The 24,428-nt window shown below is 70.7% G+C and carries 23 protein-coding genes; 12 read left to right on the top strand and 11 right to left on the bottom strand.

What is annotated here, in order from left to right; all coding sequences use genetic code 11:
- Nucleotides 1-324 precede the first annotated feature (324 nt).
- A complete protein-coding gene (locus ACIBHY_RS39360; RefSeq protein ID WP_397256539.1) occupies nt 325-927 on the bottom strand; it encodes a hypothetical protein in 603 nt (200 codons plus the stop codon).
- Between the two features lie 5 nt (nt 928-932).
- The gene (locus tag ACIBHY_RS39355) at nt 933-1,178 is read right to left on the bottom strand and encodes a hypothetical protein (RefSeq protein WP_397256537.1); all 246 of its coding nucleotides are present in this window, start codon (nt 1,176-1,178) and stop codon (nt 933-935) included.
- 226 nt (nt 1,179-1,404) lie between these two features.
- Between ACIBHY_RS39355 and ACIBHY_RS39350 the strand changes: the two genes are divergently transcribed.
- Complete coding sequence (locus ACIBHY_RS39350) at nt 1,405-2,511, top strand: hypothetical protein (RefSeq protein WP_397256535.1); 1,107 nt, start codon at nt 1,405-1,407, stop codon at nt 2,509-2,511.
- A gap of 110 nt (nt 2,512-2,621) precedes the next feature.
- Here the strand turns inward: ACIBHY_RS39350 and ACIBHY_RS39345 are convergent, their stop codons facing one another.
- Entirely contained in the window at nt 2,622-3,176 is a 555-nt protein-coding gene (locus ACIBHY_RS39345; RefSeq protein WP_397256533.1) for a MarR family winged helix-turn-helix transcriptional regulator, read from the bottom strand.
- A 49-nt stretch (nt 3,177-3,225) separates the two neighbouring features.
- Between ACIBHY_RS39345 and ACIBHY_RS39340 the strand changes: the two genes are divergently transcribed.
- Nucleotides 3,226-3,951 carry an SDR family oxidoreductase gene (locus tag ACIBHY_RS39340; RefSeq protein WP_397309342.1) on the top strand — a complete coding sequence of 242 codons (726 nt, stop codon included), beginning with the start codon at nt 3,226-3,228 and terminating at the stop codon, nt 3,949-3,951.
- 65 nt (nt 3,952-4,016) lie between these two features.
- Here the strand turns inward: ACIBHY_RS39340 and ACIBHY_RS39335 are convergent, their stop codons facing one another.
- A complete protein-coding gene (locus ACIBHY_RS39335; RefSeq protein WP_397309341.1) occupies nt 4,017-4,925 on the bottom strand; it encodes an oxidoreductase in 909 nt (302 codons plus the stop codon).
- A gap of 56 nt (nt 4,926-4,981) precedes the next feature.
- Between ACIBHY_RS39335 and ACIBHY_RS39330 the strand changes: the two genes are divergently transcribed.
- Together ACIBHY_RS39330 and ACIBHY_RS39325 are read left to right on the top strand one after the other, a co-directional pair.
- Nucleotides 4,982-5,395 carry a MerR family transcriptional regulator gene (locus ACIBHY_RS39330; protein WP_397256527.1) on the top strand — a complete coding sequence of 138 codons (414 nt, stop codon included), beginning with the start codon at nt 4,982-4,984 and terminating at the stop codon, nt 5,393-5,395.
- A 90-nt stretch (nt 5,396-5,485) separates the two neighbouring features.
- Nucleotides 5,486-6,037: a Uma2 family endonuclease gene (locus ACIBHY_RS39325; protein ID WP_397309343.1), complete on the top strand. Its 552-nt coding sequence runs from the start codon at nt 5,486-5,488 to the stop codon at nt 6,035-6,037.
- A gap of 20 nt (nt 6,038-6,057) precedes the next feature.
- Here ACIBHY_RS39325 and ACIBHY_RS39320 read toward each other — a convergent pair whose 3' ends face one another.
- Nucleotides 6,058-6,948 carry a L,D-transpeptidase gene (locus ACIBHY_RS39320; protein ID WP_397309340.1) on the bottom strand — a complete coding sequence of 297 codons (891 nt, stop codon included), beginning with the start codon at nt 6,946-6,948 and terminating at the stop codon, nt 6,058-6,060.
- A 141-nt stretch (nt 6,949-7,089) separates the two neighbouring features.
- On the opposite strand from ACIBHY_RS39320, the gene galE reads away from it, so the two are divergent.
- Nucleotides 7,090-8,073, top strand: coding sequence for a UDP-glucose 4-epimerase GalE (galE, locus tag ACIBHY_RS39315; protein ID WP_397309339.1), 984 nt, complete (start codon nt 7,090-7,092; stop codon nt 8,071-8,073).
- A 137-nt stretch (nt 8,074-8,210) separates the two neighbouring features.
- Here the strand turns inward: galE and ACIBHY_RS39310 are convergent, their stop codons facing one another.
- Together ACIBHY_RS39310 and ACIBHY_RS39305 are read right to left on the bottom strand one after the other, a co-directional pair.
- Nucleotides 8,211-9,077, bottom strand: coding sequence for a hypothetical protein (locus tag ACIBHY_RS39310; RefSeq protein ID WP_397256519.1), 867 nt, complete (start codon nt 9,075-9,077; stop codon nt 8,211-8,213).
- Between the two features lie 105 nt (nt 9,078-9,182).
- Nucleotides 9,183-10,073, bottom strand: a complete 891-nt coding sequence (locus ACIBHY_RS39305) for a hypothetical protein (protein WP_397093620.1) — start codon at nt 10,071-10,073, stop codon at nt 9,183-9,185.
- 192 nt (nt 10,074-10,265) lie between these two features.
- Here ACIBHY_RS39305 and sucC point away from each other — a divergent pair, with 192 nt between their 5' ends.
- From sucC to ACIBHY_RS39290, 3 genes are all read left to right on the top strand, one after another.
- Entirely contained in the window at nt 10,266-11,447 is a 1,182-nt protein-coding gene (gene sucC, locus ACIBHY_RS39300; RefSeq protein ID WP_397093621.1) for an ADP-forming succinate--CoA ligase subunit beta, read from the top strand.
- Complete coding sequence (sucD, locus tag ACIBHY_RS39295; RefSeq protein ID WP_379610089.1) at nt 11,447-12,322, top strand: succinate--CoA ligase subunit alpha; 876 nt, start codon at nt 11,447-11,449, stop codon at nt 12,320-12,322. The genes sucC and sucD overlap by 1 nt, the downstream gene beginning before the upstream one ends.
- A gap of 264 nt (nt 12,323-12,586) precedes the next feature.
- The gene (locus ACIBHY_RS39290; protein ID WP_397256515.1) at nt 12,587-14,206 is read left to right on the top strand and encodes a DUF6350 family protein; all 1,620 of its coding nucleotides are present in this window, start codon (nt 12,587-12,589) and stop codon (nt 14,204-14,206) included.
- A 226-nt stretch (nt 14,207-14,432) separates the two neighbouring features.
- On the opposite strand, the gene ACIBHY_RS39285 is transcribed toward ACIBHY_RS39290, so the two are convergent.
- Entirely contained in the window at nt 14,433-14,852 is a 420-nt protein-coding gene (locus tag ACIBHY_RS39285) for a hypothetical protein (protein WP_379630580.1), read from the bottom strand.
- Nucleotides 14,853-14,926: 74 nt separating this feature from the next.
- Between ACIBHY_RS39285 and purN the strand changes: the two genes are divergently transcribed.
- The 3 genes from purN to ACIBHY_RS39270 all read left to right on the top strand — a co-directional run bounded on the left by purN (nt 14,927) and on the right by ACIBHY_RS39270 (nt 17,426).
- Complete coding sequence (gene purN, locus ACIBHY_RS39280; RefSeq protein ID WP_397256513.1) at nt 14,927-15,544, top strand: phosphoribosylglycinamide formyltransferase; 618 nt, start codon at nt 14,927-14,929, stop codon at nt 15,542-15,544.
- 31 nt (nt 15,545-15,575) lie between these two features.
- Nucleotides 15,576-17,138: a bifunctional phosphoribosylaminoimidazolecarboxamide formyltransferase/IMP cyclohydrolase gene (gene purH, locus ACIBHY_RS39275; RefSeq protein ID WP_397256739.1), complete on the top strand. Its 1,563-nt coding sequence runs from the start codon at nt 15,576-15,578 to the stop codon at nt 17,136-17,138.
- A 111-nt stretch (nt 17,139-17,249) separates the two neighbouring features.
- Nucleotides 17,250-17,426, top strand: a complete 177-nt coding sequence (locus ACIBHY_RS39270; RefSeq protein WP_397093627.1) for a hypothetical protein — start codon at nt 17,250-17,252, stop codon at nt 17,424-17,426.
- On the opposite strand, the gene ACIBHY_RS39265 is transcribed toward ACIBHY_RS39270, so the two are convergent.
- Genes ACIBHY_RS39265 through ACIBHY_RS39255 form a run of 3 tightly spaced genes read right to left on the bottom strand, consistent with a single transcriptional unit; the run spans nt 17,386 to nt 23,236 of the window.
- Nucleotides 17,386-18,303, bottom strand: a complete 918-nt coding sequence (locus ACIBHY_RS39265) for an ROK family protein (RefSeq protein ID WP_397309338.1) — start codon at nt 18,301-18,303, stop codon at nt 17,386-17,388. The genes ACIBHY_RS39270 and ACIBHY_RS39265 overlap by 41 nt on opposite strands.
- Nucleotides 18,303-19,151, bottom strand: coding sequence for a hypothetical protein (locus tag ACIBHY_RS39260; RefSeq protein WP_397309337.1), 849 nt, complete (start codon nt 19,149-19,151; stop codon nt 18,303-18,305). The genes ACIBHY_RS39265 and ACIBHY_RS39260 overlap by 1 nt, the downstream gene beginning before the upstream one ends.
- Complete coding sequence (locus ACIBHY_RS39255; protein ID WP_397309336.1) at nt 19,148-23,236, bottom strand: glycoside hydrolase family 38 C-terminal domain-containing protein; 4,089 nt, start codon at nt 23,234-23,236, stop codon at nt 19,148-19,150. The genes ACIBHY_RS39260 and ACIBHY_RS39255 overlap by 4 nt, the downstream gene beginning before the upstream one ends.
- Nucleotides 23,237-23,450: 214 nt before the next feature.
- Here ACIBHY_RS39255 and ACIBHY_RS39250 point away from each other — a divergent pair, with 214 nt between their 5' ends.
- On the top strand, nt 23,451-24,419 hold the full coding sequence (locus tag ACIBHY_RS39250) for a LacI family DNA-binding transcriptional regulator (protein ID WP_397256506.1): 969 nt from the start codon (nt 23,451-23,453) through the stop codon (nt 24,417-24,419).
- Nucleotides 24,420-24,428: the final 9 nt, after the last annotated feature.

Raw genomic sequence — 24,428 nt, 5'->3', positions numbered from 1 at the left:
CTACCTAACGCTCCTGGTGGGGGGGGGGGGAGATTAGCTGTGGGGGCTGGCCCCCCCCCCCCGATGGGGGGGGGGGGGCGGGGGCCCTGGGGGGGGGGGGGGGGGGGTGGGGGGGGGGCCCCCCCCCCCCCCCACGCCCCCTGGCCGGGGGTCTTCCGACCCCCGGTCCCCCGAGCGTGGGGCGGGCACGGTGAGTGAAGGGCGCGTAGGGGCGCCACGCGCCTGAAGGGGTCTGTTGAACAGCCCAGCCCCCGGCGTTGTCCCGGCACAGGATACGGGTGGGCTGGTTCCACGGGCGCCTCGGCAAAGTGTGGGGATGACCGCTCATGCTGTGAACGGCTGAAGGTCCTCCAGCGTCACGAGCAGCTGCTTGGCGAGGGTGTACTCCAGCCGGTGGAAGGCGTCCAGCGGGATGTGCAGGTCCCATTCCACCTTCACGAGGCCCTGCGGGGACGGCTGCACCGCGTCGCCCACCACGCCGTACGGCTCGGCGGACCGCGCGGTGTACACGCAGGCCGCGCGGCGCAGCCGCGGGCAGCTGGCCAGCGCTCCGGGGATACAACCGCGGCAGGTGGGTGGCGCATTAGTGAACGGCTTGCCGGTCGAACCAGTCACGGGCGGGTCGGCCAGGAGCCACGAGACACGGCCGGTGGACGCGTCGCGGGCCGGGCCGCCGCACACCTGGCAGAGCAGGCGCAGCATGCAGCGACGCTGCCGCAGCGTGTTGACCATCTTCCATTCGGGGCGGCCTCCACGGTGCAGGCCCGGCCGATGCCAGAGCACGCCGAACAGCCAATCCCGCCCGCCGGCACCGGCGAACCCGAGCCTCCAGCCGTCCGTGGCGCACGCGTCGGGGACGAGCGTGAACGGCCGCTCGGCGAACTCCTCGTCGTAGGCGGTGATGTACGGCACACGCAGTCGCGACATCCCGCTCACATCTGCTCCCGGGCAAGCAGACGGCCTTGCGGTGAGACCATGCCGTAGCCCTGGACGAACAGCACGGTCTGTCCCGCGGCCCATGGCTTCCACAACTTCACCAGGGCCTCGACCTCGGCGAGACGGAAGCGGGCATCACGGTCGTGGAGGTGTGAGCACGTGAGCCGACGCCACCGGTCGTCCTGTTCGGCGAGCGAGTACTCAGGTGCTTGGCCTGTGGCACTGCCTGCGGGTTCATCCACGAGACCCATCTCATCGGCCTGTGATACGACTGCGAAGAGGACACTGGAGGCGGACCCTGGACATCCGTCGTGTCCGCCCCGCCCTCCGGAGGTATCCGTGATGAGCAAGGTTCCCGCCTGGTCACGTCGGCTTCACACCGAGCGGACCAGGCGTGGATGGTCTCAGCGAGACCTCGCGGGCCAGCTGGCGGCTGTCGCGGGCAGGCCGTTCCCCGAAGCGGAGAGCGTGGTGCGCCGCATCCGCGACCACGAGAGGGGCAGGCACCGGCCCGACGACGAGTACGCCGAGCTGTACTGTCGCGTTTACGGGCTGAGCGAGCATGCGCTCTTCGGCGACCGGGCCGACGACACCGACCCTGGCGACGAGATCGACGCGATGGAGCTCGCCCGCCGGGCAGCAGCGAGCGACGTTGGTACGGAGACCCTTGAGCGGCTGGAACTCGCGGTGGACGACCTGGCGTCCGCCTACCCTCGCACGCCGCCGGCCCAGCTTCTCGGACGTGTGAGGCGACACCTGGAGTATGTCGACCGCCTCCTCGACGGCAAGAAGACTCTGACTGAGCACCGCCGGCTTCTCGTGGCCGCCGGCTGGCTGTCTCTGCTGGGCGCGACCTGCCACATCGACCTGCGCCAATACCCAGCCGCAGCCGCGCGGCTGCGGACTGCCGCCCAGTTGGCCGCTCACGCTGAGCACCAGGAGATCAGGGCGTGGTGTCTGGAGACAGAGGCATGGCAGGCCCTCACCGAGGGTGAGTATCACCACGCCATGGTTCTCTCCCGAGGGGCTCAGGCTGTCGCACCACGCAACAGCTCCGCCTTCATCCAGGCGACCGGGCAAGAAGGTCGCGCGTGGGCACGCATGGGAAGAGGCCCAGAGACCCGGGCTGCGCTCACCCGTACCCAGGCGCTGGTATCGCCCATGCCGATGCCGGATCGGCCTGAGCACCACTTCCGCTATGACCCGGCCAAGAGCGAGGCGTACATGGCCACGACCTTGTCATGGCTCGGCGATCCGGCCGCCGTGCAGTGCGCGCGTCAGGTGCTCGACCGTCTGGAGTCCCGGGAGGACGGTGGACCTCGCCCGCGCCGCGCCGCCTCGGCACGCCTTGACCTTGCCCTTGCGCTGCTCGCCACCGACGAGCCGGGAGAGGCCGGGCATGTCGCACTCCAGGCGATGATGACCCGGCTGCTCGTCCCCTCGAATTACTGGCGGGCCAAAGAGGTCATCGTAGGTGTCGAACAGCGCGGTATCCCCGAGGCCGACGAGCTTCGCGAGGTCTATCACGAACTGTACGGTCCGCCGGCACCGCGTCAGATCGGCCCCACTTCTTAGGGCGCACACGCACGGCTGATTGCCAACTGTTTCGTTCTCGCTGTGATCGGACTCTCGTGCCGGGGCCCGCGGGTGGCTCAGCTCGGACGGAGGGCGTCTCTCGGGAGCGGTTACGGTCCTGGGGCGTCGTCGCCGACCTGGCCGGGGCGTTCGTCGGCGTTGAGGTGTTCGGTGAGGCCGTCCAGGAGGTGGCGGAGCAGGTCGGTCAGGAGTTCGCGCTGGTCCTCGTCGAGGTGGGCGACGAGGGCGGCTTCGTGGGTCAGCAGGGCGTCGACGGTGTCCTCGACGAGCCGGTGACCGGCATCGGACAGGGTGATGGTGTGGGTGCGTCCGCGCGGGCCCCGTGTGGTGCGCACCAGGTCCGCCTTCTCGGCGCGGGTGACGCGCTGGCTGATGGCGCCCGCCGTGACCAGGCAGGAGGCGCTCAGTTCCGCCGGGGTCATGGTGTACGGCGGGCCGCTTCGCCGCAGCGTGGACAGCAGGTCGAGGGTGGCGCCGTCGATGCCGAGCCGGGCCAGCGTGCGGCGGCGCTCGTCGCCGAGCAGTTTGGCGGCGCGCCAGACGCGGGTGATGATCCCGATCGACGCGACAGGGGTGCCGGGGCGCTCCCGGCGCCAGGCCAGTTGGATCTCGTCGACGGCGTCGGGGTTGCTGTGCTGGGTCACGTTGCCTATCGTACAAGGAGAAGTTTAGGTCTAAACAAGGAGTCTGAAGATGACACGTACGGCCGTGGTTACGGGTGGCGGCACGGGGATCGGGAAGGCTACGGCGGCGGCGCTGGCAGCCGGCGGGCTGGACGTAGTGATCACCGGCCGCCGCCGGGACGTCCTGGACAGAGCGGTGGCCGAGCTGGGTGACGGGGTGCGGGCCGTGCCGTTCGACGCGACGGTGCCCGCCGAGATCGAGGCCGCGCTGCCCGAGCTGCCGGAGAGGGTGGAGGTACTGGTCAACAACGCGGGCGGCAACACCGACTTCGGGCGTGCCGGGGACCCGGGCCTGGCGGGGCTGCGGGCGGCGTGGCTGGCCAACCTGGAGGCCAATCTGGTGAGCGCGGTGCTGATGACGACGGCGCTCACGCCGCGGCTGGCGGACGGAGGCCGGGTCGTCACCCTCGGATCGATCGCCGCGGCCAAGGGTGCGGCGGGATACGGCGCGGCCAAGGCCGGGGTGCTCGCCTGGAACGCCGAACTGGCGTTTCAGCTCGGCGGTCGCGGCATCACCGCCAACGTCGTGGCGCCGGGGCTGGTCGAGGAGACCGAGTTCTTCGGCGACGGGCTGGCCGAGCAGCGCCGTACGGCGCTGGTCGCCCAAACCGCGAACGGACGCGCCGGTCAGGTCGGCGACGTCGCCGCCACGATCGCCTTTCTCGCATCCTCCGGCGCCGGTCACATCACCGGCCAGGTCGTGCACGTCAACGGCGGGGCGTACCTCGGCGGCTGAAATCGCCGGCCGAGCCCGGCTCCATGCCTGTGCGCCCTCGCCGTGGCGCGACTCAACGGAGCCGATCAGGTGAAGACGTCCATGCCGGTCAGCTTCGCGGAGAGTTGCCAGAGCCGCGCGGCGCCGACCGGGTCGACGGCCCACGGCTTGACACCGCCGACGAGCATGTCGTCCGTGGCCGCGGGCGCGGCGACCGCGCAGTCCTGGAGGTAGGTGCCGCCGAGCCCGTCGAGCGCGGGCGAGGTGGCCGCCCACGTCGCGGTCGCCGCGCCCTGCGCGGGCGTCTTGAACCCCTCCGCGGGTCGCCCGTCGGCCGTGATCCACCCCTGCGCCACCTGCTCCTCGCGCGAGATGTGCCGCTGGAGTGGCGTGAGGATACTCCCCGGATGTACGGCATGCGCCTGGATCCCCATCCGGTTCAGGTGTACGGCGAACAGGGCGTTGGCCGTCTTCGACTGCGCGTACGCCGTCCACCGGTCGTACCCGCGCTCGAAGTGCGGATCGTCCCACCGCATACCGGACAGGAAATGCCCGGACGAGCTCACCGACACCACCCGCGTCCGCCCCGGCACCAGCGCCGGTCGCAGGTGGTTGACCAGCGCGTAGTGCCCGAGGTGGTTGATCGCGAAGTGCGCCTCCCACCCGTCCCCGACCCGGGTCTCCGGCCAGGCCATGATGCCCGCGTTGGCGATCACGATGTCGAGGCTGGCGACCGGTGGGGAGAACGCCCTGACGCTCGCCAGATCCGCCAGATCGAGCGCCAGGACGTCCACCCGCTCGGTCCCGAGCAGAGCCCGTCTGGCCATGTCGGTCCGCCGGGCGGGCACGATCACCCGCGCCCCCGCGCGGCTCAACGCCCGTGTGATCTCCAGCCCGAGTCCCGAGTACCCGCCGGTCACCAGCGCGTTGGAACCCCGCAGGTCCATCCCGGTGAGCACTTCGTCGGCCGTGCTCCATGCCCCGAATGTCGTCATGTGGAGGAGGCTAAAATCTAGAGTGTGCTCTAGGTCAAGCTAGGAGAGGCCCGCATATGTCCCTGACGATCGGCGAGGTGTCACAGGCCACCGGCCTGAGCGTGCACGCCCTGCGCTTCTTCGAGCGCGAGGGCCTCTTCCTGCGCGACATCCCCCGCACCCTCGGCGGTCAGCGGGCCTACGAGCGGTCCGACGTCGACTGGCTCCTGCTGTGCAACAGGCTGCGCGAGTCCGGCATGCCGATCGCCACCGTCAAGCGCTTCACCGACCTGGTCCGCGAGGGCCCCGGCAACGAGCCCGACCGCCTGGCGCTCCTGCGCGAACACGAACGCCAGGTGGAGGCCAGGATCGACGACCTGCGCGCCTGCCTGGCGGTGATCCACGACAAGGTCGTCGTCTACGAGCACCACGTCAAAACCGGCACCGCCACCGGCCTCTGGTCCCCGCCACTCGCCGCGGAACCGCGATGACCCTAGACAGATCTGCCTACGATGGAGTGGTGCCGGAGACGATGATGAACGGCTTGCCCTGAGTGGGCGTCGGACCCCCAGACGCTCACCCTGACAGAAGACCGGTACGACATCCTTCCCGATCAGGTGCGCAAGCTCATCGAAGTGATCGACGGGAACGTGATCTTCCGCCAGAGCGGCGCACCGGAGCACGGCGACGTGTGCCACCGTCTGGCCAATGCGCTGGAGGCCGCGAAACCCGAGGAGCCCTGTCAACGGGTTTCCACTGACATCGACATGTACTTCGTCAAACGCCGCCGGTTGGACGGGAAGCTGTCCTTCCGTCGCCCCGACGTCCTTGTATACGAGTGCATCGAACGAGGTGGCAAGGTCGCGACCGCGGACGCCAAGCTGGTCGTCGAGGTCGTTTCCCCCGGATCCGGATACACCGACACCGTCGACAAACTCGCCGAGTACGCTCACGAAGGCATCCCGATCTACCTCGTGGTCTATCTGGATGACGAGTTCTATGTGCGATCCATCCGGGAGTACCGCCTGGACTGGCCAAGCCGTACCTACCGCTTGGCCGAGACACATGAAGGCGTTCTCGAACTCGAGCGGCCCTTCCCCGCGAGCGTGCCATTCCAGGCGCTCGACGGCTGAGGTCCCCCGCCCCCGGGAACTCAGCGGGCCAGGGCGCTGCCCTTCTTCCACTCGGTCCAGTTGAGCTGCCAGTAGCTCCAGCCGTTGTTCCAGTCGAGCTTGCGCTTCGTGCCGGTGATCTTGATGACGTCGCCGCGCTGCGCGATGCCGTAGAACCACTTGGCGCCCGCCGGGGTGGCGCGTACGCAGCCGTGGCTCTGGTTGCTGCGGCCGAGGAAATGGTAGTAGCCGGCGCTCTGGTGGACGTACTCGCCGCTGTCGGAGATCCGCACCGCCCAGGGGATCTCCTCCTTGTAGTAGCGGGGGTCCTTGGGGTCGGTGACGCCGAGCCACGAGGAGGTCATGGTCTCGATGGGCTTCTTGTTCATGGCGAGGTGGATGCCGCTGGTGGTCAGGTAGACGTCGACGCCGTTCTTGACCAGGCCGCCCTTGCCGGCGCTGATCGGGATCTTCTTGGCGAGCTTGCCGTCGCGGGTGACGCGCATGACGTGCTTGCGGGTGTCGACGACGGAGATGTTGGCGGGGCCCACGGCGAAGCGCTGGGTGACGTCCTTGACGGACTCGTTGCCGGCCAGCTTGCTGAGCTGGGCGGTGAAGGTGACCTTCTGGTGCGGCTTCCAGTAGAACTTGGTGCGGTAGATGACCTTGCGCGCCGACACCCACCGCCAGGCGCCGTCCACCGGCCGCTCCGACTGCACCTGGAGCAGCGCCTCGACCGCCGCCCTGTCCGGCACGTCGCGGTCGAACGTCACGATGATCGGGAAGCCGACGCCGACCTTCTCCTTGTCCTGCCCCATCGGGGTGATGTCGGCGATGTCGAGCTTTTTCGCAGCAGCGGCGGGCTTCGCGTGCGCGACAGAGGGTACGGCCAGCAGGCCGCATGCCAGCGCGACGGCGACGAGCAATCTCACGTGGATACTCCGGGGACAAAGAGGGTGGTGCGTTCCAGAAGTAAGACAAGTGACGGGCGGGGTTGGTGCGTCCGATCCGTGTAACGATCTTGCATCGGCCCTTGGCGCGACGCTTGAGTCGCGGTGGGTAGGGTGCGGGCTGTGCGAGTACTCATCAGCGGTGGAGCGGGTTACATCGGCAGCACGATCGCCTCGGCGTGCCAGGACGCGGGCATCGCCCCGGTCATCCTGGACAACCTGGTGACGGGGCGCAGAGAGTTCGCCGAGGAGCGGGACTTCTACGAAGGCGACATCGCGGACGGCGCGCTGATCGACCGGATCTTCGCCGACCACCCGGACATCGAGGCGGTCATCCACTGCGCCGCGCTGATCGTCGTGCCCGACTCGGTGGCCGACCCGGTCGGCTACTACCGCGCCAACGTCTCCAAGAGCCTCGACTTCGTGGACCACCTGCTCAGGAACGGCTGCCGCCGCCTGATCTTCAGCTCGTCCGCCTCGATCTACCGGGCGGGCGACGACTTCACCGTGGACGAGGAGTCCGCCCTCGGCCCGCAGAGCCCCTACGCCCGCACCAAGGCGCACTGTGAGGCGATGTTCGCCGACGTCGCGGCCACACAGCCGATCGACGTGCTGTCGCTGCGCTACTTCAACCCGATCGGCGCCGACCCGAAGATGCGCACCGGCCTGCAACTGCGCCGCCCGAGCCACGCGCTGGGCAAGATGATCGAGGCGTACGAGCTGGGGGAGCCCTTCCAGATCACCGGCACCGGCTGGCCGACCCGCGACGGCTCCGGCATCCGCGACTACATCCACGTCTGGGACCTGGCCACCGCGCACGTGGCCGCGCTCAAGCGGTTCGACACGGTCATCTCGCGGGCTCGGGTGATCAACCTGGGCACGGGCGAGGGCACGACGGTGAGGGAGCTGGCGGACGCGTTCAACGCGGTCGTGGACCGGCCCGTCGAGGTGGTCGAGACCGGCGCCAGGCCCGGGGACGTGGCCGGCGCCTACACCCGCAGCACGCTGGCCGGTGAACTCCTGGGCTGGACGGCCGAGCACTCGGTCGCCGAGGGGATCCGGCACTCGCTGGAGTGGGCGAGGATCCGGGACACACGCCTGGCGTGACCGCCGTCGGCCGGTCAAGGGGGCGGCGTCACGGCGGGGACCACGTGAGACTGCCGGCCGGCGCTCGAGGCCGGGCGTGGGTACGGCGGGGCGCGGTGGGCGCGGCCCCGCCGTGACTGCGGGAAACTGCCGAAAAGCTACTTGGCGACGACGTCGCCGTTGGGCAGCGTCAGGCCGTCGGGGATCTCGCTGGTGCCGTCCTTGAACTCGGTGGTGACCTCGTCGGCGGGCGGTGCCGTGACCGTGACCTTGGAGCCCCAGCCGGTGTAGCGGGTGTCGACGCTCAGGGTCTCCTTGCCCTCGGCGTCCATGCCGATCGCGGCCGGCGAGTACGTGGTGACCAGGCGCTTCGGCAGGCCCTTGCCGTCAAGCTGCAGCTTCCAGCTGATGACGACCTTCTGCTGCTTCTTGCTCGGCTTATCGAAGAGCGAGGCCCGGTACCAGGCGGAGACCTTGTTCAGCTGCCCGACCGTGATGGCGCCCGCGTAGCCACCCTTGATCGCCTTGCCGCTCTTGAGCAGGGTCTTCAGCGTGTTCGGCTCGGTGATGTTGACGATCTGGCCGTAGAGGCCGGTGAGCCCGCCGGTCGGGCCCTTGGGGAACTTGATCCACGTCTTGTCTTCGGGAAGCAGGGTGCCGAACATGCCGCCGGAGATGTACGACGTGGTGCCGATGCGGATGGTCCGCTCCGTCGCGAAGAAGCCCTTGATCAGATCGGGGGTGTCCTCAGGCAGGTCGGACTGCTTGAAGTTGAACTTGCCCGTGATGTCCGAGGCGGCCAGGCCGGCCTTCGAGAAGGCGAAGGTGCCGGTGCGGCGCATGAAGATCTCGCGCTGACCCCCGTTGGCGAGGATGGTGCGGTCGACGAACTTCACACCGGTTCCCGCGACGAACTGCTTCTTGAGCGCCACAACGGGGTCCTTGGGCGCTGCCGCCTGAGCGGGGGCGGCGGTGAGGGCTGCGGCGGCCACGGTGAGGGCGACGCCGGCGAAGATGCGCTTCATGGGGCCGAAGCTTGGCAATCGGAGATCACGGCAATGTCTCCGCCAACCCATCTGTTATGGGAGTTTCCATGCAGAAACCATGCAGAACTCCGGCCCCGTGAGCCCCTACTGCACCGTGCCGTCGTCGCTCGGCGGCACCGCGACGTAGTCCTCGTCGATCGGCGTCGGCGGCTTCAGGATGTGGTCGACCAGGTCATCGAGGCTGATGATCGACTCGGCGGTCGGCGTCTTGACGGAGATGTCGGCGCCCCAGTCGGAGTACCTGGTCTCGGTCGTGCCCTTGATGGTCGCCTTCTTGGTCAGCGGCATCGTCCAGTCGATCGCCAGACGCTGGGGGAGCTGCCCCTCACCGAGAGTCAGCCGCCACGAGATGCGCGACTTTCCGATCTCGCCGTACGAGATCCCGGGCATCAGGGTGCGGAAGGACGGCGAGACCTTGTGCAACTGGGCGAAGGTGAGCGAGCCGCGGTAGCGCGGGCCCGTGTGCTTGCCGGTGGCCAGCAGGTGCTTGAGCGTGGCCGGTTCCAGCACGTTGATGAGCTGGTCGCCCATGATCGCGAAGGACGGGTCGCCGTCGCCGCGGATCCAGAACTTGTCGTCGGGCAGCGCCCTGGAGAAGAGCCCGCCGTGGATGTAGTAGTGCTTGCCCGAGCTGACCATGTACGTCCGCTGGGTCAGCAGGTCGACCATGTCGGCCGCCTTCGGGTCCTTCTTCGCCTGGGCGGCGAACTGCTTCTTGAGCACCGGGCCGAGCACCGGGGTGCGCTCGCCCTCGGCGGCGACGACGCCCTTCGGCCCGAAGGCCGCGGCGCCCTCGCGTACGACGCCGATGTAGTCCTGCTTGTCCACCCAGGTACGCGAGGTCTCCTTGATCCTGACGCCCTGACCGGCGACGAACTGCTTCTTCAGCGCGTCCACCGGTTTGACCTGGGCGAACGCCGGAGGAGCCACGACCATCGCGGCAGCCGCCGCGGCAACGGCGATCAATCGCCTCATTTATGCCCCCTTATTGACATATGCCAGGGCATCATCGCGGGGTGAGATCACTGTCACATCACGGGATTCGCGTGACCCGATGACCTGGGCAGGTCAAGCTTGGGGCTAGGCTTCGTTGGCGGAAAACGCCCGGCACGCACGGGGTGGCCCGGGCCGTCGAACACTCAGTCGGAATAGCAAGGACGGACCCTCGTGGACCTGTTCGAACATCAGGCGAAGGAGCTCTTCGCGGACTACGGCATCCCGGTGCCGCGCGGCATCGTCGCCCACACCGTGGAGGAAGCACGCGCGGCGGCTGAACAGCTGACCGGCCGTGTCGTGGTCAAGGCCCAGGTGAAGACCGGTGGGCGCGGCAAGGCCGGCGGGGTCAAGGTGGCCGACGACGCCGCCGACGCCGTGGACAAGGCCACCGCCATCCTGGGCATGGACATCAAGGGCCACACGGTCCACAAGGTGCTTGTGGAGGAGGCCAGCGCGATCGCGGAGGAGTACTACTTCTCCTTCCTGCTCGACCGTGCCAACCGGACATTCCTGGCGATCTGCTCGGCAGCGGGCGGCATGGACATCGAAGAGGTCGCCCACAGCACCCCCGAGAAGGTCGCCAAGGTGCCCGTCTCGGCCATCAAGGGCATCGACCGCGCCACGGCGCGCGAGATCGCCGTGGCCGGCGGCCTGCCGGAGAAGTCGCTGGACGGCGCCGCCGAGCTCATCGAGAAGCTCTGGTGCTGCTTCGTCGACGAGGACGCCACGCTGGTCGAGGTCAACCCGATGATCCTGTCGGCCGACGGCCAGGTGAAGGCGCTCGACGGCAAGGTCACGCTCGACGACAACGCCGAGTTCCGCCAGAAGGACCACGAGAAGTTCGCCGACAAGGCGGCAGAGGACCCTCTTGAGGCCAAGGCCAAGGAGAAGGACCTCAACTACGTCAAGCTCGACGGCAACGTCGGCATCATCGGCAACGGCGCCGGCCTGGTCATGTCCACGCTCGACGTGGTCGCCTACGCCGGTGAGGCCTTCGCCGGCAAGCCGTCGCCCGCCAACTTCCTCGACATCGGCGGCGGCGCCTCGGCCGAGGTCATGGCCTCCGGCCTGGAGATCATCCTCTCCGACCCGGCCGTAAAGTCGATCTTCGTGAACGTCTTCGGCGGCATCACCGCCTGCGACGCCGTGGCCAACGGCATCGTCGCGGCGTTCAAGCTCCTGGAGGAGCGCGGCGAGGCCGTGACCCACCCGCTGGTGGTCCGCCTCGACGGCAACAACGCCGCCCTCGGACGGCAGATCCTGCACGACGCCAAGCTCAAGGGCGTCGAACTGGTCGACACCATGGACGACGCGGCCAAGCGCGCCGCCCAGCTCGCTGCGGTAGGTGCGTAATGGCAATCTGGCTGACCGAGAACAGCAAGATCATCGTCCAGGGCATGACCGGCGGTGAGGGCACCAAGCACGCCAAGCGCATGCTCGCCGCCGGCGCCCGCGTCGTGGGCGGCGTCAACGCCCGCAAGGCCGGCACCACCCACCTCGACCTGCCCGTCTTCGGCACGGTCAAGGAGGCCATGGAGGCCACCCGCGCCGACGTGTCGGTCGTCTTCGTGCCCCCGGCGTTCACCAAGGACGCGGTCAAGGAGGCCATCGACGCCGAGATCCCGCTCTGTGTGGTCATCACCGAGGGCGTCCCGGTTCACGACTCCACCGAGTTCTGGGCCTACGCCGTCGAAAAGGGCAACAAGACCCGCATCATCGGTCCGAACTGCCCCGGCATCGCCTCGCCCGGCGCCTCCAACGCCGGCATCATCCCCGCCGACATCACGCCCCAGGGCCGCATCGGCCTGGTGTCGAAGTCCGGCACGCTCACCTACCAGCTCATGTACGAGCTGCGCGACTTCGGTTTCTCCACCGCGGTCGGCATCGGCGGCGACCCGGTCATCGGCACCACGCACATCGACGCGCTCCAGGCGTTCCAGGACGACCCGGGAACCGACGCGGTCGTGATGATCGGTGAGATCGGCGGCGACGCCGAGGAGCGGGCAGCGGCCTACATCGAGCAGCACGTCACCAAGCCCGTGGTCGCCTACGTGGCCGGCTTCACCGCGCCGGAGGGCAAGACGATGGGCCACGCCGGCGCCATCGTCTCGGGTTCGGCCGGAACGGCGCAGGCCAAGAAGGAAGCCCTGGAGAAGGTCGGCGTCCGGGTCGGCAAGACGCCGTCCGAGACCGCCCGGCTGATGCGGGAGATCATGCAGGCCCGCTGAGCCGCACCGCTTTCACCGAGCCCCCGCGTCGCCTTTCCGGCGCGCGGGGGTTTCGGCTTTTCCCGGGTGTACGGCCCCGCCGCCGCTTCCGCCGGGCAACCCAGACGGGCAATCCGCTTCAGGGATCGCGAGGCGTGAGAGCGCCTGGAACCCCACCTCCTCGTGGGAGATCTTGCTGGTTGGAAGGCGTAAAGGGGACTAATAGCAGCCCGGACGGCGCGGCGATGGGGGTGTAGGCGTCAAAGTTGAGGAAAATAGGTTCCCGTGACGGCGCTACTCGACCAGCTACGGACGGCTCCCCGCGCCGTCCTCGGCAAGATCCCCGGGGTCACTGGCGACGACGACGAGTCCAGGCGGCCGCTGCCGGTGTCGGGCATGCTGGCCGCCGCCTGCACGTTGGGCGTCGGGCTGGCGGTCCTCACCACCCTCACCCTGATCGGCTGGATGGCGGCGCCCCGCGGGGCGTTGGGGCCGGGTCTGCCGGGGGTGTTCCGTACCGCGGCGCAGCTCTGGCTGGCGGCGCACCACGCCGGGTTCGCGATTCCCGGTGGGCGGGTCGGGCTGCTGCCGCTGGGGTTGCTCGTTCTGCCGGCCTTCCTGCTGTACAAAGCCGGGCGGTGGATGGCCAGGGACGCCGATCTGCGGTTGCGGCTGCCCGCCCGGCTGCCCAAGAACTCGCCCAAGGAGAAGGCCAACGCCCGCCGCCGCGCCCAGCTGATCCTCGTGGCGCAGGCGGGGGTCTCGCTGGCTGCGCCGTACGCGCTGCTGGCGGGGTTGATCGCGCTGGTCGCGCGCAACGACATCACCCAGCCCTACATCGGCGAGGCGCTGCTGAGCCACTTTCTGCTGGCGTTCGTCGTGGGGGCGCTGGCCACCGCGCGGACGATCGGGCCGTGGCGGTCGATGTTGCGGCTGCTGCCCGAGCGGGTGCGCGCGGTCACCGTGGGTACGGCCGTCGCCACCGCGATCATGCTGGCCGGCGGGCTGGTGCTCGTGGTCGTGGCCGTCGCCCTGAACTTCGGCGACGTCAGGGCGCTGTCCGGGCAACTGTCGACCGGGTTCGTGGGCGGGGCGCTGCTGCTGCTCGTCCAGGGGCTTTACCTGCCCAACGCCGTGGTGTGGGCGATGTCGTACATCGCCGGTCCGGGGTTCGCTTTCGGCACGGGTACGCTCGTCGCGCCCACCGGGGTGCAACTTGGGATGGTACCCAGCCTGCCGCTGCTCGGGGCGCTGCCCGACAGCGGGCCCGTGCCGGCGCCGATGATGGCGGTGATCGCGCTGCCGTTCGCGGCCGGGGCGGTGGCGGGGGTCATGGTGGCGCGGATCGCGCCGTCGCCGTCGTATGAGGTGGCTCCGCTGTGGGGGTTCTTCTCCGGGGTGAGCACCGGGCTGGTGGCGGGGTTGCTGGCGGCGTTGTCCGGCGGGCCGCTGCGGGGTGGACGGCTGGCCGCGGTCGGGCCGTCGCCCTGGGAGGTGGCGCTCTCGATCTGCCTGGAGGTCGGGGTCGCGGCGGGCATCTCCGCCGGGGTGGCCAACTGGTTGCTGCTGAACAGGAAGGCACGCAAGCCGCTGGACAAGGCGGCCACGCCGGTGCGCAAGGCCGGTGCCGTACTCGCGAAGGCCGCCAGCAAGGTCGGCCTGGCAGAAGCCGACGCGCGCCCGCTGCCAGGCCACTGGATGGACGCCACCGAGGCGGACACGCAGGCGATCCCGGTGATCCGCGACGACTGGCAGGACGAGCACGCCTCGGCGGCCGGGGCCGACACCGCCCCCCACATCCGCCGCGAACCCGACCGCCCACCGCGCCGCGACATCATCGACGAGTCGGACGACCGGGGCGGCCACGTCATCTACATCGACCCCTACGCCTGGGACCGCGACTAGCAATCCCAGGCACAACCACCCGGCCGACCCTTTGGGCGCCGCCACCCCGAAGAGCCGGGGACAAGCCCTGCATGCCAGAGCGTGTGGGTGAGCCGCGGAGCGCTTGGCCTGGAGCGCCCGCGAGGCCCCGGACCCGGCGACCCCGAGGCTGCCTTGGAGGCGATCCGGGGTGCCGGGGGTGGAGGCTCGCGGGTCCGGGGCTGCGTGGGCGTGTCAGGCCGGGTGGTCAGGGCTGGACGGTGTTGAGGATGCGGAGGACCTCCGGCGGCAGCTTCTTCTCCGTGGCGTCCCGGAACTGGGTGTAGCACTCGCCCTGCGACGCCACCGTCCCCGCCCCCTTCATGCACTCCTGGTAGGCGGAGTACTCGTCCATCAGGTACAGCTGCAACGCGGTCGCGATGGCCGACAGCACCAGGGCCACGGTGGAGACGGCGATGCCGCCGGTCGCGGTCCCGGTGGGCTTCTTGGAGGCGCGTAGCAACGGCAGCGCCCGTATGCCGGTCATCATGGCGAAGACGGCCATCACCAGCCCGGCGAGGGGCAGCATGAACGTCATGGCCAGCGCTGCGATGGACAACCAGATCGCGCGGCGTCCCGCGGATTCCGCGGGCTGCTGGCCTGCCGGCGCCTGAACAGGTGTCGACACCTGACCTCCTCTGCGTCGCCGGGCGAGTGAGCAGATACGCTGTCAGCCCATCCCGGCTTCCAATTGGAGTGCGCGTGTCTAAGGCTGGGCGGCTCGTCGTCCTCGTTTCCGGCTCTGGCACCAACCTACAGGCCTTGCTGGACGCTTCCGCCGACCCGGCGTACGGAGCGTGTGTGGTGGCGGTGGGTGCGGACCGGGACGGCATCGAAGGGCTCGCCAGGGCGGAACGCGCACAGGTCCCGACGTTCGTGGAGAAGCTGCGCGATCACCCCGGCCGGGCCGAATGGGATGAGGCGTTCGCGGCGCGCATCGCGGAGCACGAACCCGACCTGGTGGTCTCGGCCGGCTTCATGAAGATCCTCGGCGCGCCCACGCTGGAGGCGTACCCCGTGCTCAACACCCACCCCGCGCTGCTGCCGTCGTTCCCCGGCGCGCATGGGGTGCGGGACGCGCTCGCCCACGGCGTCAAGGTCACCGGCTGCACCGTGATGCTGGCCGACGCGGGCGTCGACACCGGCCCGATCATCGCGCAGGAGACCGTGAAGGTTCTCGACGGCGACGACGAGGCGACGCTGCACGAGCGCATCAAGACCGTCGAGCGGGAGCTGCTCGTCGACATCGTGGGCCGCATGGCCCGAGAAGGCTGGGCCGTCCACGGGCGGACAGTGATCATTGGAGGGGCGCGTGACTGAGCGCAGCGAGGGAACAGATCAGCGGAGCACACTGTCGTTCAAGGCCGACGAAGGAGGCCTTGGGCGACGGATCGCTCTCAGGCGGGCGCTGATCGCGGTATACGACAAGTCGGGGCTTGAGGAGCTCGCGCGGGCTCTCGACGCCGCCGGCGTCGAGATCGTCTCCACCGGGGGTACGGCAGCCGCCATCGCCGCGGCCGGCATCCCGGTCACCAAGGTGGAGCAGCTGACCGGCTTCCCCGAGTGCCTCGACGGCCGGGTCAAGACCCTGCACCCGCGCGTCCACGCGGGCCTGCTGGCCGACCTCACCAAGCCGCATCATGTGGCGCAGCTCGACGAGCTGGAGATCGATCCGTTCCAGCTGGTCGTGGTCAACCTGTACCCGTTCCGGCAGACGGTGGCCTCCGGCGCCTCTCCTGAGGAGTGCGTGGAGCAGATCGACATCGGTGGCCCCGCGATGATCCGCGGCGCCGCGAAGAACCACGCCACCTGCGCGGTCGTCGTCGATCCCGCCGGCTACTCCGGGATCCACGCGGCCCTGGAGGAGGGCGGTTTCACGCTGGAGCAGCGCAGGAACCTGGCCGGCGCCGCCTACGCGCACACCGCCGCGTACGACGTGGCCGTGGCGACCTGGTTCGCCGACGTGTACGCCGGTGACGGCGGCTTCCTGGGCGCTGCCTGGGAGCGCAAGGCGGTGCTGCGTTACGGCGAGAACCCGCACCAGGAGGCCAGGCTCTACACCGAGGGCGAAGGCGGCCTGGCCGACGCCCGGCAGCTCCACGGCAAGGAGATGTCCTACAACAACTACCTCGACGCCGACGCCGCCTGGCGTGCCGCCTGGGACTTCACCGAGCCCTGCGTGGCGATCATCAAGCACCAGAACCCGTGCGGCATCGCCACCGGCGCCGACGTGGCGGAGGCTCACCGCAAGGCGCACGCCTGCGACCCGGTCTCCGCCTACGGCGGCGTCATCGCGGTCAACGGCGAGGTCACGGCGGAGCTGGCCGGGCAGATCGCCGAGGTGTTCACCGAGGTCGTGGTGGCCCCGGCGTTCGCCGAGGACGCGCTGGCCGTACTGACGAAGAAGAAGAACCTGCGCCTGCTGGTCTGCCCGCAGGGCCCGGCGAACCCGACGGAGTTCCGCCGCATCGACGGCGGGCTGCTGGTGCAGCAGGTCGACCGGATCGACGCGCCCGGTGACGCGGCGGCGCGGTGGGAGCTCAAGGCGGGCGCGGCGGCCTCGCCCGAGGTGCTGGCGGACCTGGAGTTCGCGTGGCGGGCGAGCCGCTCGGTCAAGTCGAACGCGATCCTGCTGGCCAGCGACCGCGCCACGGTCGGCGTGGGCATGGGCCAGGTCAACCGGGTCGACTCCTGCCGGCTCGCGGTGACGCGGGCGGGCGAGCGGGCCGCCGACTCCGTGGCGGCCTCGGACGCGTTCTTCCCGTTCGCCGACGGGCTGGAGGTGCTCATCGAGGCCGGTGTGAAGGCGGTCGTGGAGCCTGGCGGGTCGGTCCGTGACGAGGAGGTCATCGCCGCAGCCGAGAAGGCCGGCATCACCCTCTACTTCACCGGAACCCGGCACTTCTTCCACTGATCACGCTGAATCCACACCTGGGCTCCCGGGTGTGGATTTTGTGGTCAAAGAGCGGCAAAAATCCGGTTACCCTGATGGCTCCGTGCCGGTTTCCTCTCCCGGAGTGCCTCGATGCTCGATGTGATCCTGCGCGCCTACGTGGCGACGATGGACTTCGCGACCAGTCCGTTCGTCCTGGTGGGGCTCGCCTTCCTCGGCGCGTACCTGGGCGTGAAGGCCGTGGAGCGCATCCCGTTCACGCGCCGCATCATCGAGCGCCGCGAGGCTCAGGCGGCGGAGCGAGAGTAGTCCAGGCGAGCCTGGCGGCGCCGGCGAGGGCCGCCCGGACGCCGAGCGTGGTGGGGCGGACCTCGACCGCCTTCACGAACGCGAGTCCCGCCACCTCCGCGATGGCGCGCTCCAGCGGCTCGAACAGGACCTCGCCCGCCCCGGCCACGCCGCCGCCGATGACCACGGTGCTCACCTCGACCGCGGCGGCCATGGACGCGATCATCGCGGCCAGCGCGCGGGCGCCGCGTTCGAAGGCGGCGACGGCCGTCGCGTCGCCGTTCCCGGCGTCGGCGGCCAGGTCTTTGGCGTCGGCGCCGGTCCAGCCGTGTTCGCGGGCCCAGCGGACGAGGTTGGGCCCGCTGGCGTAGCGTTCGACGCAGCCTCGGCCGCCGCACTCGCATTCCTCGCCGTACGGGTCCACGGTCATGTGGCCGACATGTCCGGCGTTTCCGGTGGGGCCGAGCAGCGGGACACCGTCGATCACCAGTCCGCCGCCGATGCCGGTGGACACCACCATGCCGAGCAGCGACGCGCTGCCCCGGCCGGCGCCCAGCCAGTGCTCGCCGACCGCGAAGCACTGCGCGTCCCCGGCCAGCACCGTGGGCAGCCCGGTGAGCTCGCCCACCCGGTCGCGCAGCGGGAAGCCGCGCCAGCTCGGCATGTTCACCGGGCTGACCGTGCCCGCGACCGCGTCGAGCGGCCCGGCGCTGCCGATGCCGACCGCCAGCGGCCGGGGGCCGCCCTCCGTGACCTTGCGGACGAGGCCGGCGAGCGCGTCCATCACGTCGTCGCGCGGCGTGGGGACGGTGCCGTCGCGCAGCACCGCCCCCCGGTCGTCGACCAGCGCGGCGGCCAGCTTGGTGCCGCCGATGTCGATCGCGAGAACGCTGCCCATCAGTGCTTGTGATGGTTGTCGGGCTGGCGCGGGTCGCCCGGGTGTTCAAGACCCGGCACGAGCTCCACCCGCTCGGCCCGCAGCCGGTCCAGCCACCGCGCGAACGCTCGCCGCCGGGCGGCCGATTCCAGCCCCCCATCCGGTACGCCCGCCCGGCCGGAGGCGGGAAGGGCGACGGCCACGTGCCAGCCCAGGGCGTCCTCGACCGGCCCGGCCAGGGTTCCGTACGGCTGCCCGCCCAAGGCCTCGGCCACGGCGGCGGGCAGGGTGGCGAGCGCGACCTCCCCCAGGGACTCCAGTTCCTCTGAAGACCAGGCGGCGGGCCGTTCCGCGTAGAGGCGGTGGCGTACCTCGGCGACCTCCGCGGCAGGCGTGGCGGACCGAGCCCGCCAGGCCGTCGGAACCTCCGCCCGGACGTGCTCGAACAGCGCCTTCACCCACGGGCTGCCGTTGTAGGCGGAGGCGTTGATGGAGCCCAGCTCGACCGCGGCCAGCCGGTCCAGGGCGGGACCTTCGACCGGGGGCAACCCCAGCCGCAGCGCCTCGTCCTCGCACAACACCTCGGTCAGGATCACCTGGGTCAGCCAGCGGGCCAACTGCCGGTCCTCGGAGCTGCCCGGCACCGGCAGCGCGGCGCTGAGCGGCCCGTCGCGCAGTTCGGCGACGCGCCGGTCGAGGGGTTCGCGGGGGATCGGCCGGCCGCCGACCCAGCCGATCACCGCGCCCACGCCGGGCGCGGACGGCGCTCCGGTCGCGGGCGGGCGGGTGCGGACGGGCGCCCGCTCGACGCCGTGTCCGTGTTCATGTCCATGTTCATGTCCGTGCCCATGTCCGTGGCCATGGCTCATCGGGTCACCTCCAGCCGCACGACCGGCGCGTACTGGCACCGGCCGAACCACATCACCTTCGCGAGAGCCCAAGCATGGCCGGGCGCCGCGTCCTGCGGCACCTCCACGGGGAAGTCCACCTCGACGCTCTGCCCGGCGGGCACGGTGAAGCCGCGGATGACCTGGGGCAGCATCTCCCACGTTCCCCAGGGCGCCGCCAGCTGGGCCTCGCCGCGGATCTCACCGGCGGTGGTGTTGGCCAGCCGTACCGTGACCGTGTCGCGTGCGCCGGGACGGAGGGAGAGCGACTCCGCGGCCATCGTGACCGTCAGGCCGGTGGCGCGGCCCTCGGCGGCCTTGGTGCCCTGGGCGGCGGCCCAGTCGTCCTCGGGCGGCGTCCCGGCGACCGGGAGTTCGGGGGCCTCGCCGAGCGCCACGGTGGCGACGTCCTCGATGAGCTGGCCGTGGGCGAGGGTGCGGGCGGAGACGTAGTGGAGGCCCTGGCCGGGGGCGGGGGTGACGGTGGCGGTGAAGCGCACGTGGCCGTCGGCCTCCAGGCGGAACGGACGGCGCTCGGGAGTCACGGCCCAGCCGTCCGGGACCTGAACGTCCACGACGCCCTCGTGGGCGTGGCGGCCCGCGACGACCACCTCGACCTCGAACGGACCGGTGGGCGTGACCAGGCCGGGGGTGACGGCGACCGACAGCGGCAGGTAGCCGAGCGGGGCGGGACCCTTGTTGTGCAGCCAGTAGCGGCTGTAGACGGGCTGGGCGATCTCGGCGACCGCGCCGGACTCCGCGTCGCCCAGAGGAACGGGCGCGATGAACGTCGCCACCTCGGAGCCCGACAGCTCCAGCGAGGCGCCGGGCACGCGGGAGGATTCCAGCAGGTCGGAGCGGACGAGCCCGTCCAGGGGGAGCACCGGTGAGTCAAGGGAGGCCGTGGAGCCCAGCCCGGTCGACTCCACCAGCCGGATCGTGACGCCGTCCGGCCGGTCGAGCGTGCCGTGGGCGTGCGGGTTCCCGGTGGCCTTGACGGTGCCGAACAGCACGTCGCGGGCGGGCGAGACGCTCAGCAGCGAGTGAGCAGGCGGCAGTGTGCCCTGCCGGGCCTCGACCACCCGGGGCAGCATCGGCGTGACGAACTCCTGCCCGGCCGCCGGCAGGTTCAGCTCCCGCCAGTCGCCCTGCCCGGCCACCAGCGAGTAGTGGAACTCGTGCGTCCAGTGCTGCAGCTGGAACCCCGACCCGTCGGGCGTCGTACGGCGGGGCGGATCCAGCCAGATCCCCGAAGGCCACCCGGTGCACGAGCGCATCAGCGACAGATGCAGCGCCCCGGCAGGATCCACCGCGAACCCGGGCAGCCCGTAGGTGAGCAGCGCCACCGTCCGGTCCTCCAGCTCCTCGGTGCCCGCCGGGCAGACGGCCGTGATCCGCGCGTCGGCCAGGTCGGCCACCAGCTCGCTCACCGGCCCGGCCACGACCAGGGCCGGCAGGGAGCGTACGTCGCGCAGGTCCGCGCTGGGCTGCCACACCTCGGCCAGCGGCTTCTCCGCCGGTACCCAGACCAGCGGGGCGCCGGACTTCAACGCGTCCAGGTAGGCGGGGTCGCTGCGGGACAGCAGCTCGTCGGCCAGTGGGTTGTCCTGCGGGCCGCCGATGATGACGCGGAAGTCGGGCAGGTTCGAGTCGACGTCCAGCCAGCCGTACCTGCTGCCGGAGGCGGTGGAGGTGGTGGCGGTCACGCCCGCGCGGGCGAGCGCCACGACCAGCTCGCGCGCCTTCGGCGCGTCCTCCGGGGACGGGACGACCACTTCGGCGACGCCGAGCGCCCGCGAGCCCGCCTCGCCGAGGTCGACACGGGCCGTCGCGGACAGGCCGAACCAGGTGTTGGCCGGGTTGTCGAGCGTCCAGGGGTGCTCGGCGGTGTCCACGTCGGGCAGCGCGAAGCCGCGGCCGACGACGGCGCCGGCGACGTCGGAGACCGGCAGCGCGCCGGGCACGCCGGCGGGGAAGCTGACCCGCAGGAGCCGGTCGGCGCCGGTGTAGTCGAGGACGCGGGTGCCGAAGTCGATCCGGTCGGAGCCGGTCAGCAGGGTGATCGTCTGCTCGTAGGCGAGCTCGCCGACCCGGCCGGTGACGATCAGCCGCCGGCCCAGCGGGCTGGATTCCGCGCGGACGGTCGCGGCGGTCGTGCTCGATCCGGTGGAGCGCCCGTTGGGCATGAGGTGCCAGGGGCCCTCGCCCATGTCGGGGTGGGCGGGGTATTCCTCGTAGAGGCGCAGTTCGTTGCCGAGCCCGGTGAGGATCTCCCGGCCGTCCGCCTTGTCGTGGACGGACGTGAGCGTGCCGCCCTGGGCGGGGTCGGCCTGGATCCGCCATCGCTCGTTCTCGATCGTGGTACCGCTGTCGCCCACCCAGACCCCGCTGTTTCCTGAAACAACCGGATAGGTGCGCCAGCCCATCGACGGCACGTCCCCGGCCAGGAAGGTCGTGGTGCCGTCCTCGGTGACCGAGGGCACGCCCTCGACGGTGAGGCCGGGCGCGAGCCGTACCGACACCAGGCCGTCGCGCGCGAACGACAGCGTGTTCGTCACCACGACGCCGCGGCCGTCGGCGGAGATCTGGCAGGTCAGGGCGTCGAGCGCCTGGTCGCGGGCCTCGGCGGCCAGGTCGTACGCCTCTCGCCAGCCCGTGAGCAGGTCGATGTAGACCTGGTCGGACTCCGAGCCGGTGATCGCGTCGTGGTGGGCTCCGTAGGCGAGCTGCCGCCAGACCTTGTCCAGCGCGGTGTGCGGGTAGCCGCCGTGGCCGAGCAGGGCGGCGAACACCGACAGCCGCTCGGCGTCCAGCGCGGCCACCTCGGCGGCGCGCTGGGCCTGCTTGGTGTCGATGTAGGAGACGTCCTTGCCGGTGTAGACGGGGTTCATGTCCCGGGTCTGCGGGCTGAAGGACGTGATCTCGGCGCGGACGGCGTCCAGGAAGTCGCGCGGCGTGCCGCAGACGAACTTCGGCCACACGTAGTGCTCGGCCCAGGTGCGGTGGATGTCGGTGACCCATTTGTTCGGCGGCGTGTAGTCGGTGCCGACGGGCAGCAGGATGTTCTTCGAGGCGGCGACGGGCTTCAGCGCGCGGTAGAGCTCGAAGACGGCCTGCGTGGCCTCCTCCAGCGAGGGCGAGGAGTCCATCCACCAGCCCGCGGAGTAGTGCGCGGGCATGTAGTGCGTCAGCACGCCCAGCCCCGACGGCGAGATCCACTCGAACTCGCTGGGGAACTGCATCAAGGTGGCGTCGTTCTTGGCCTCCTTGAAGTTCTTGCTGATCGGGCCCCACTGGTGGAACGGGCCGCGGGCCCACGCGCTGCCGGTCAGCCCGGCGGCGGCCAGGTAGCCGGGGAACTGCGGATCGTGCCCGAAGGCGTCGAGCTGCCAGGCGGTGCGCGGGTCGCCGCCGAGGATGTCGCGCTGGTAGCCGACGCCGTAGACGATGTTGCGGATCGTGGTCTCGGCGCCGGTCAGGTTGGTGTTGGGCTCGTTGTAGGTGCCGCCGAGGAGCTCGACCCGCCCGGCGGCCATGAGCGCGCGCAGGTCGTTCCTGCGCTCGGGGTGGGTGTCGAAGAACGGCTTGAGATAGTCCACCTCGGCCAGCACGAACTTGTAGTCAGGATCGCGCAGCGCCAGCTCGATGTGCGCCTCCACCAGCGCGAACGCGTTGCGCTCCCAGAGCGGCCGGGTCGTGGAGTCCCCGGACAGGAACTCCCACGGGCTGGTGTAGGCGGCCTGCGTGTTCCACCAGACCGGGTCGTAGTGGAAGTGCGAGACCAGGAACATCGTCCACCCCGGCTCCTCGGCGGTGAACTCGGCCTCCAGCACCTCCCCGCCCAGGGTGACAACGATGGACACGACCGCCCCGGGAGCCACGGAGACGTCGAGCGGCACCTCCACGACCACCTCGCCGTCGCCGGCGCCCACCCGCGCCGGCCGCGCCTGGGCGACCCCCTCGCCGCGCACCTCCAGCGCCTGCTCCTGCTCGCCCTGAGCGGCTCTGACCTTCAAGATCTGGTACGGCGCGGCCTCCGACCCCACGAACAGATCGGTAGATTCCACGGACAACAGTCGAGCGGGCAAGGCGGACTCCTCGCTGGGGGCGACGCTGACGCCGTCACGATAAGCGCTCGCCGAACCGATGGCAACGTTGTCATCCGATCTTGAATGACAACGATGTCATTCTGGCTGGCCAGGCACATCCCCTACCCTTACCCGAAACCGCTGTCCGATCCGAGGTCCCCCGTTGTCAGCACCGCTCCATCGCCGTCCGACCATGAAGGACGTGGCCCAGGCCGCGGGCGTCGCCCTGAAGACCGTCTCGCGCGTCGTCAACGGCGAGTCCACGGTCGCCCCCGACACCCTCGACCGGGTCAGGCAGGCCATCCACGAACTCGGCTACCGCCGCAACGAAGGCGCCCGCCAGCTGCGCCAGGGCCGCTCCCAGGCGATCGCCATGGTCGTGCGCGACATCGCCGACCCGTTCTTCGCCGCCATCGGCCGCGCCGTCGAGACCCGCGCGGAAACCGGCGAACTCGTCGTCATGATCGGCTCCAGCCACGACGAACCCGCCCGCGAACGCGAGGTCGCCCTCGGCTTCTGCGCCCGCCGGCCCAACGCGCTCATCATCGCGCCCATCGCCAAACGGCAGGACTACCTCCTGCCCGAGATGGCCGACGGGCTGCCGGTCTGCGCCGTGGACCGGCCGGCCCAGGGGATCGCCTGCGACGCCGTACTGTCGGACAACACCGGCGGCATCCGCGCGGCCGTCGACCACCTCGCCGCCCACGGCCATCGGCGCATCGGCTACCTCGGCGACGACCCCGCCGTCTTCACCTCCCGCGAGCGGGTGGCCGGCTTCCGCGCCGCCATGGCCGCGCGCGGCCTGCAGGTCAACGAGGACGAGGTACGGCTCGGCGCCCCCACCCCCTCCTCGGTCGGCGCCGCCCTCCGGACCCTGCTCGACCCGTCCGACCCCGTGACCGCGCTGATCACCGCCAACAACCGCCTGACGGTGGAGGCCCTGCGGCAACTGGACCACCTTCAGGACCGGCCGGCCCTGGTGGCCTTCGACGACCTCGAACTCGGCGAACTGCTCCGCCCCGGGCTGACCGTCGTGGCCCAGGACCCGGAGGCCATCGGCAACGCCGTCATGGACCTGCTGTCGTCACCGCACCCGGAACCCCGCGAGGTCCGCGTCCCCGTGACGCTCATCCCCAGAGGCTCGGCGGAGTTCGCGCCGTGACAGGATGGC

This window comes from Nonomuraea sp. NPDC050547, from assembly GCF_044457345.1.
Lineage (GTDB): Bacteria > Actinomycetota > Actinomycetes > Streptosporangiales > Streptosporangiaceae > Nonomuraea.
Note: the sequence above shows the minus strand (reverse complement) of the source record. Positions and strands in the feature narration are given on the sequence as shown.

Excerpts from the sequence above, each read along its gene's own strand:
- ACIBHY_RS39360 (WP_397256539.1), bottom strand. The coding sequence starts at position 927 with ATGTCGCGACTGCGTGTGCCGTACATCACCGCCTACGACGAGGAGTTC.
- ACIBHY_RS39340 (WP_397309342.1), top strand. The coding sequence starts at position 3,226 with ATGACACGTACGGCCGTGGTTACGGGTGGCGGCACGGGGATCGGGAAG.
- ACIBHY_RS39335 (WP_397309341.1), bottom strand. The coding sequence starts at position 4,925 with ATGACGACATTCGGGGCATGGAGCACGGCCGACGAAGTGCTCACCGGG.
- ACIBHY_RS39330 (WP_397256527.1), top strand. The coding sequence starts at position 4,982 with ATGTCCCTGACGATCGGCGAGGTGTCACAGGCCACCGGCCTGAGCGTG.
- ACIBHY_RS39310 (WP_397256519.1), bottom strand. The coding sequence starts at position 9,077 with ATGAAGCGCATCTTCGCCGGCGTCGCCCTCACCGTGGCCGCCGCAGCC.
- ACIBHY_RS39305 (WP_397093620.1), bottom strand. The coding sequence starts at position 10,073 with ATGAGGCGATTGATCGCCGTTGCCGCGGCGGCTGCCGCGATGGTCGTG.
- sucD (WP_379610089.1), top strand. The coding sequence starts at position 11,447 with ATGGCAATCTGGCTGACCGAGAACAGCAAGATCATCGTCCAGGGCATG.
- ACIBHY_RS39270 (WP_397093627.1), top strand. The coding sequence starts at position 17,250 with ATGCTCGATGTGATCCTGCGCGCCTACGTGGCGACGATGGACTTCGCG.
- ACIBHY_RS39265 (WP_397309338.1), bottom strand. The coding sequence starts at position 18,303 with ATGGGCAGCGTTCTCGCGATCGACATCGGCGGCACCAAGCTGGCCGCC.
- ACIBHY_RS39260 (WP_397309337.1), bottom strand. The coding sequence starts at position 19,151 with ATGAGCCATGGCCACGGACATGGGCACGGACATGAACATGGACATGAA.
- ACIBHY_RS39250 (WP_397256506.1), top strand. The coding sequence starts at position 23,451 with ATGAAGGACGTGGCCCAGGCCGCGGGCGTCGCCCTGAAGACCGTCTCG.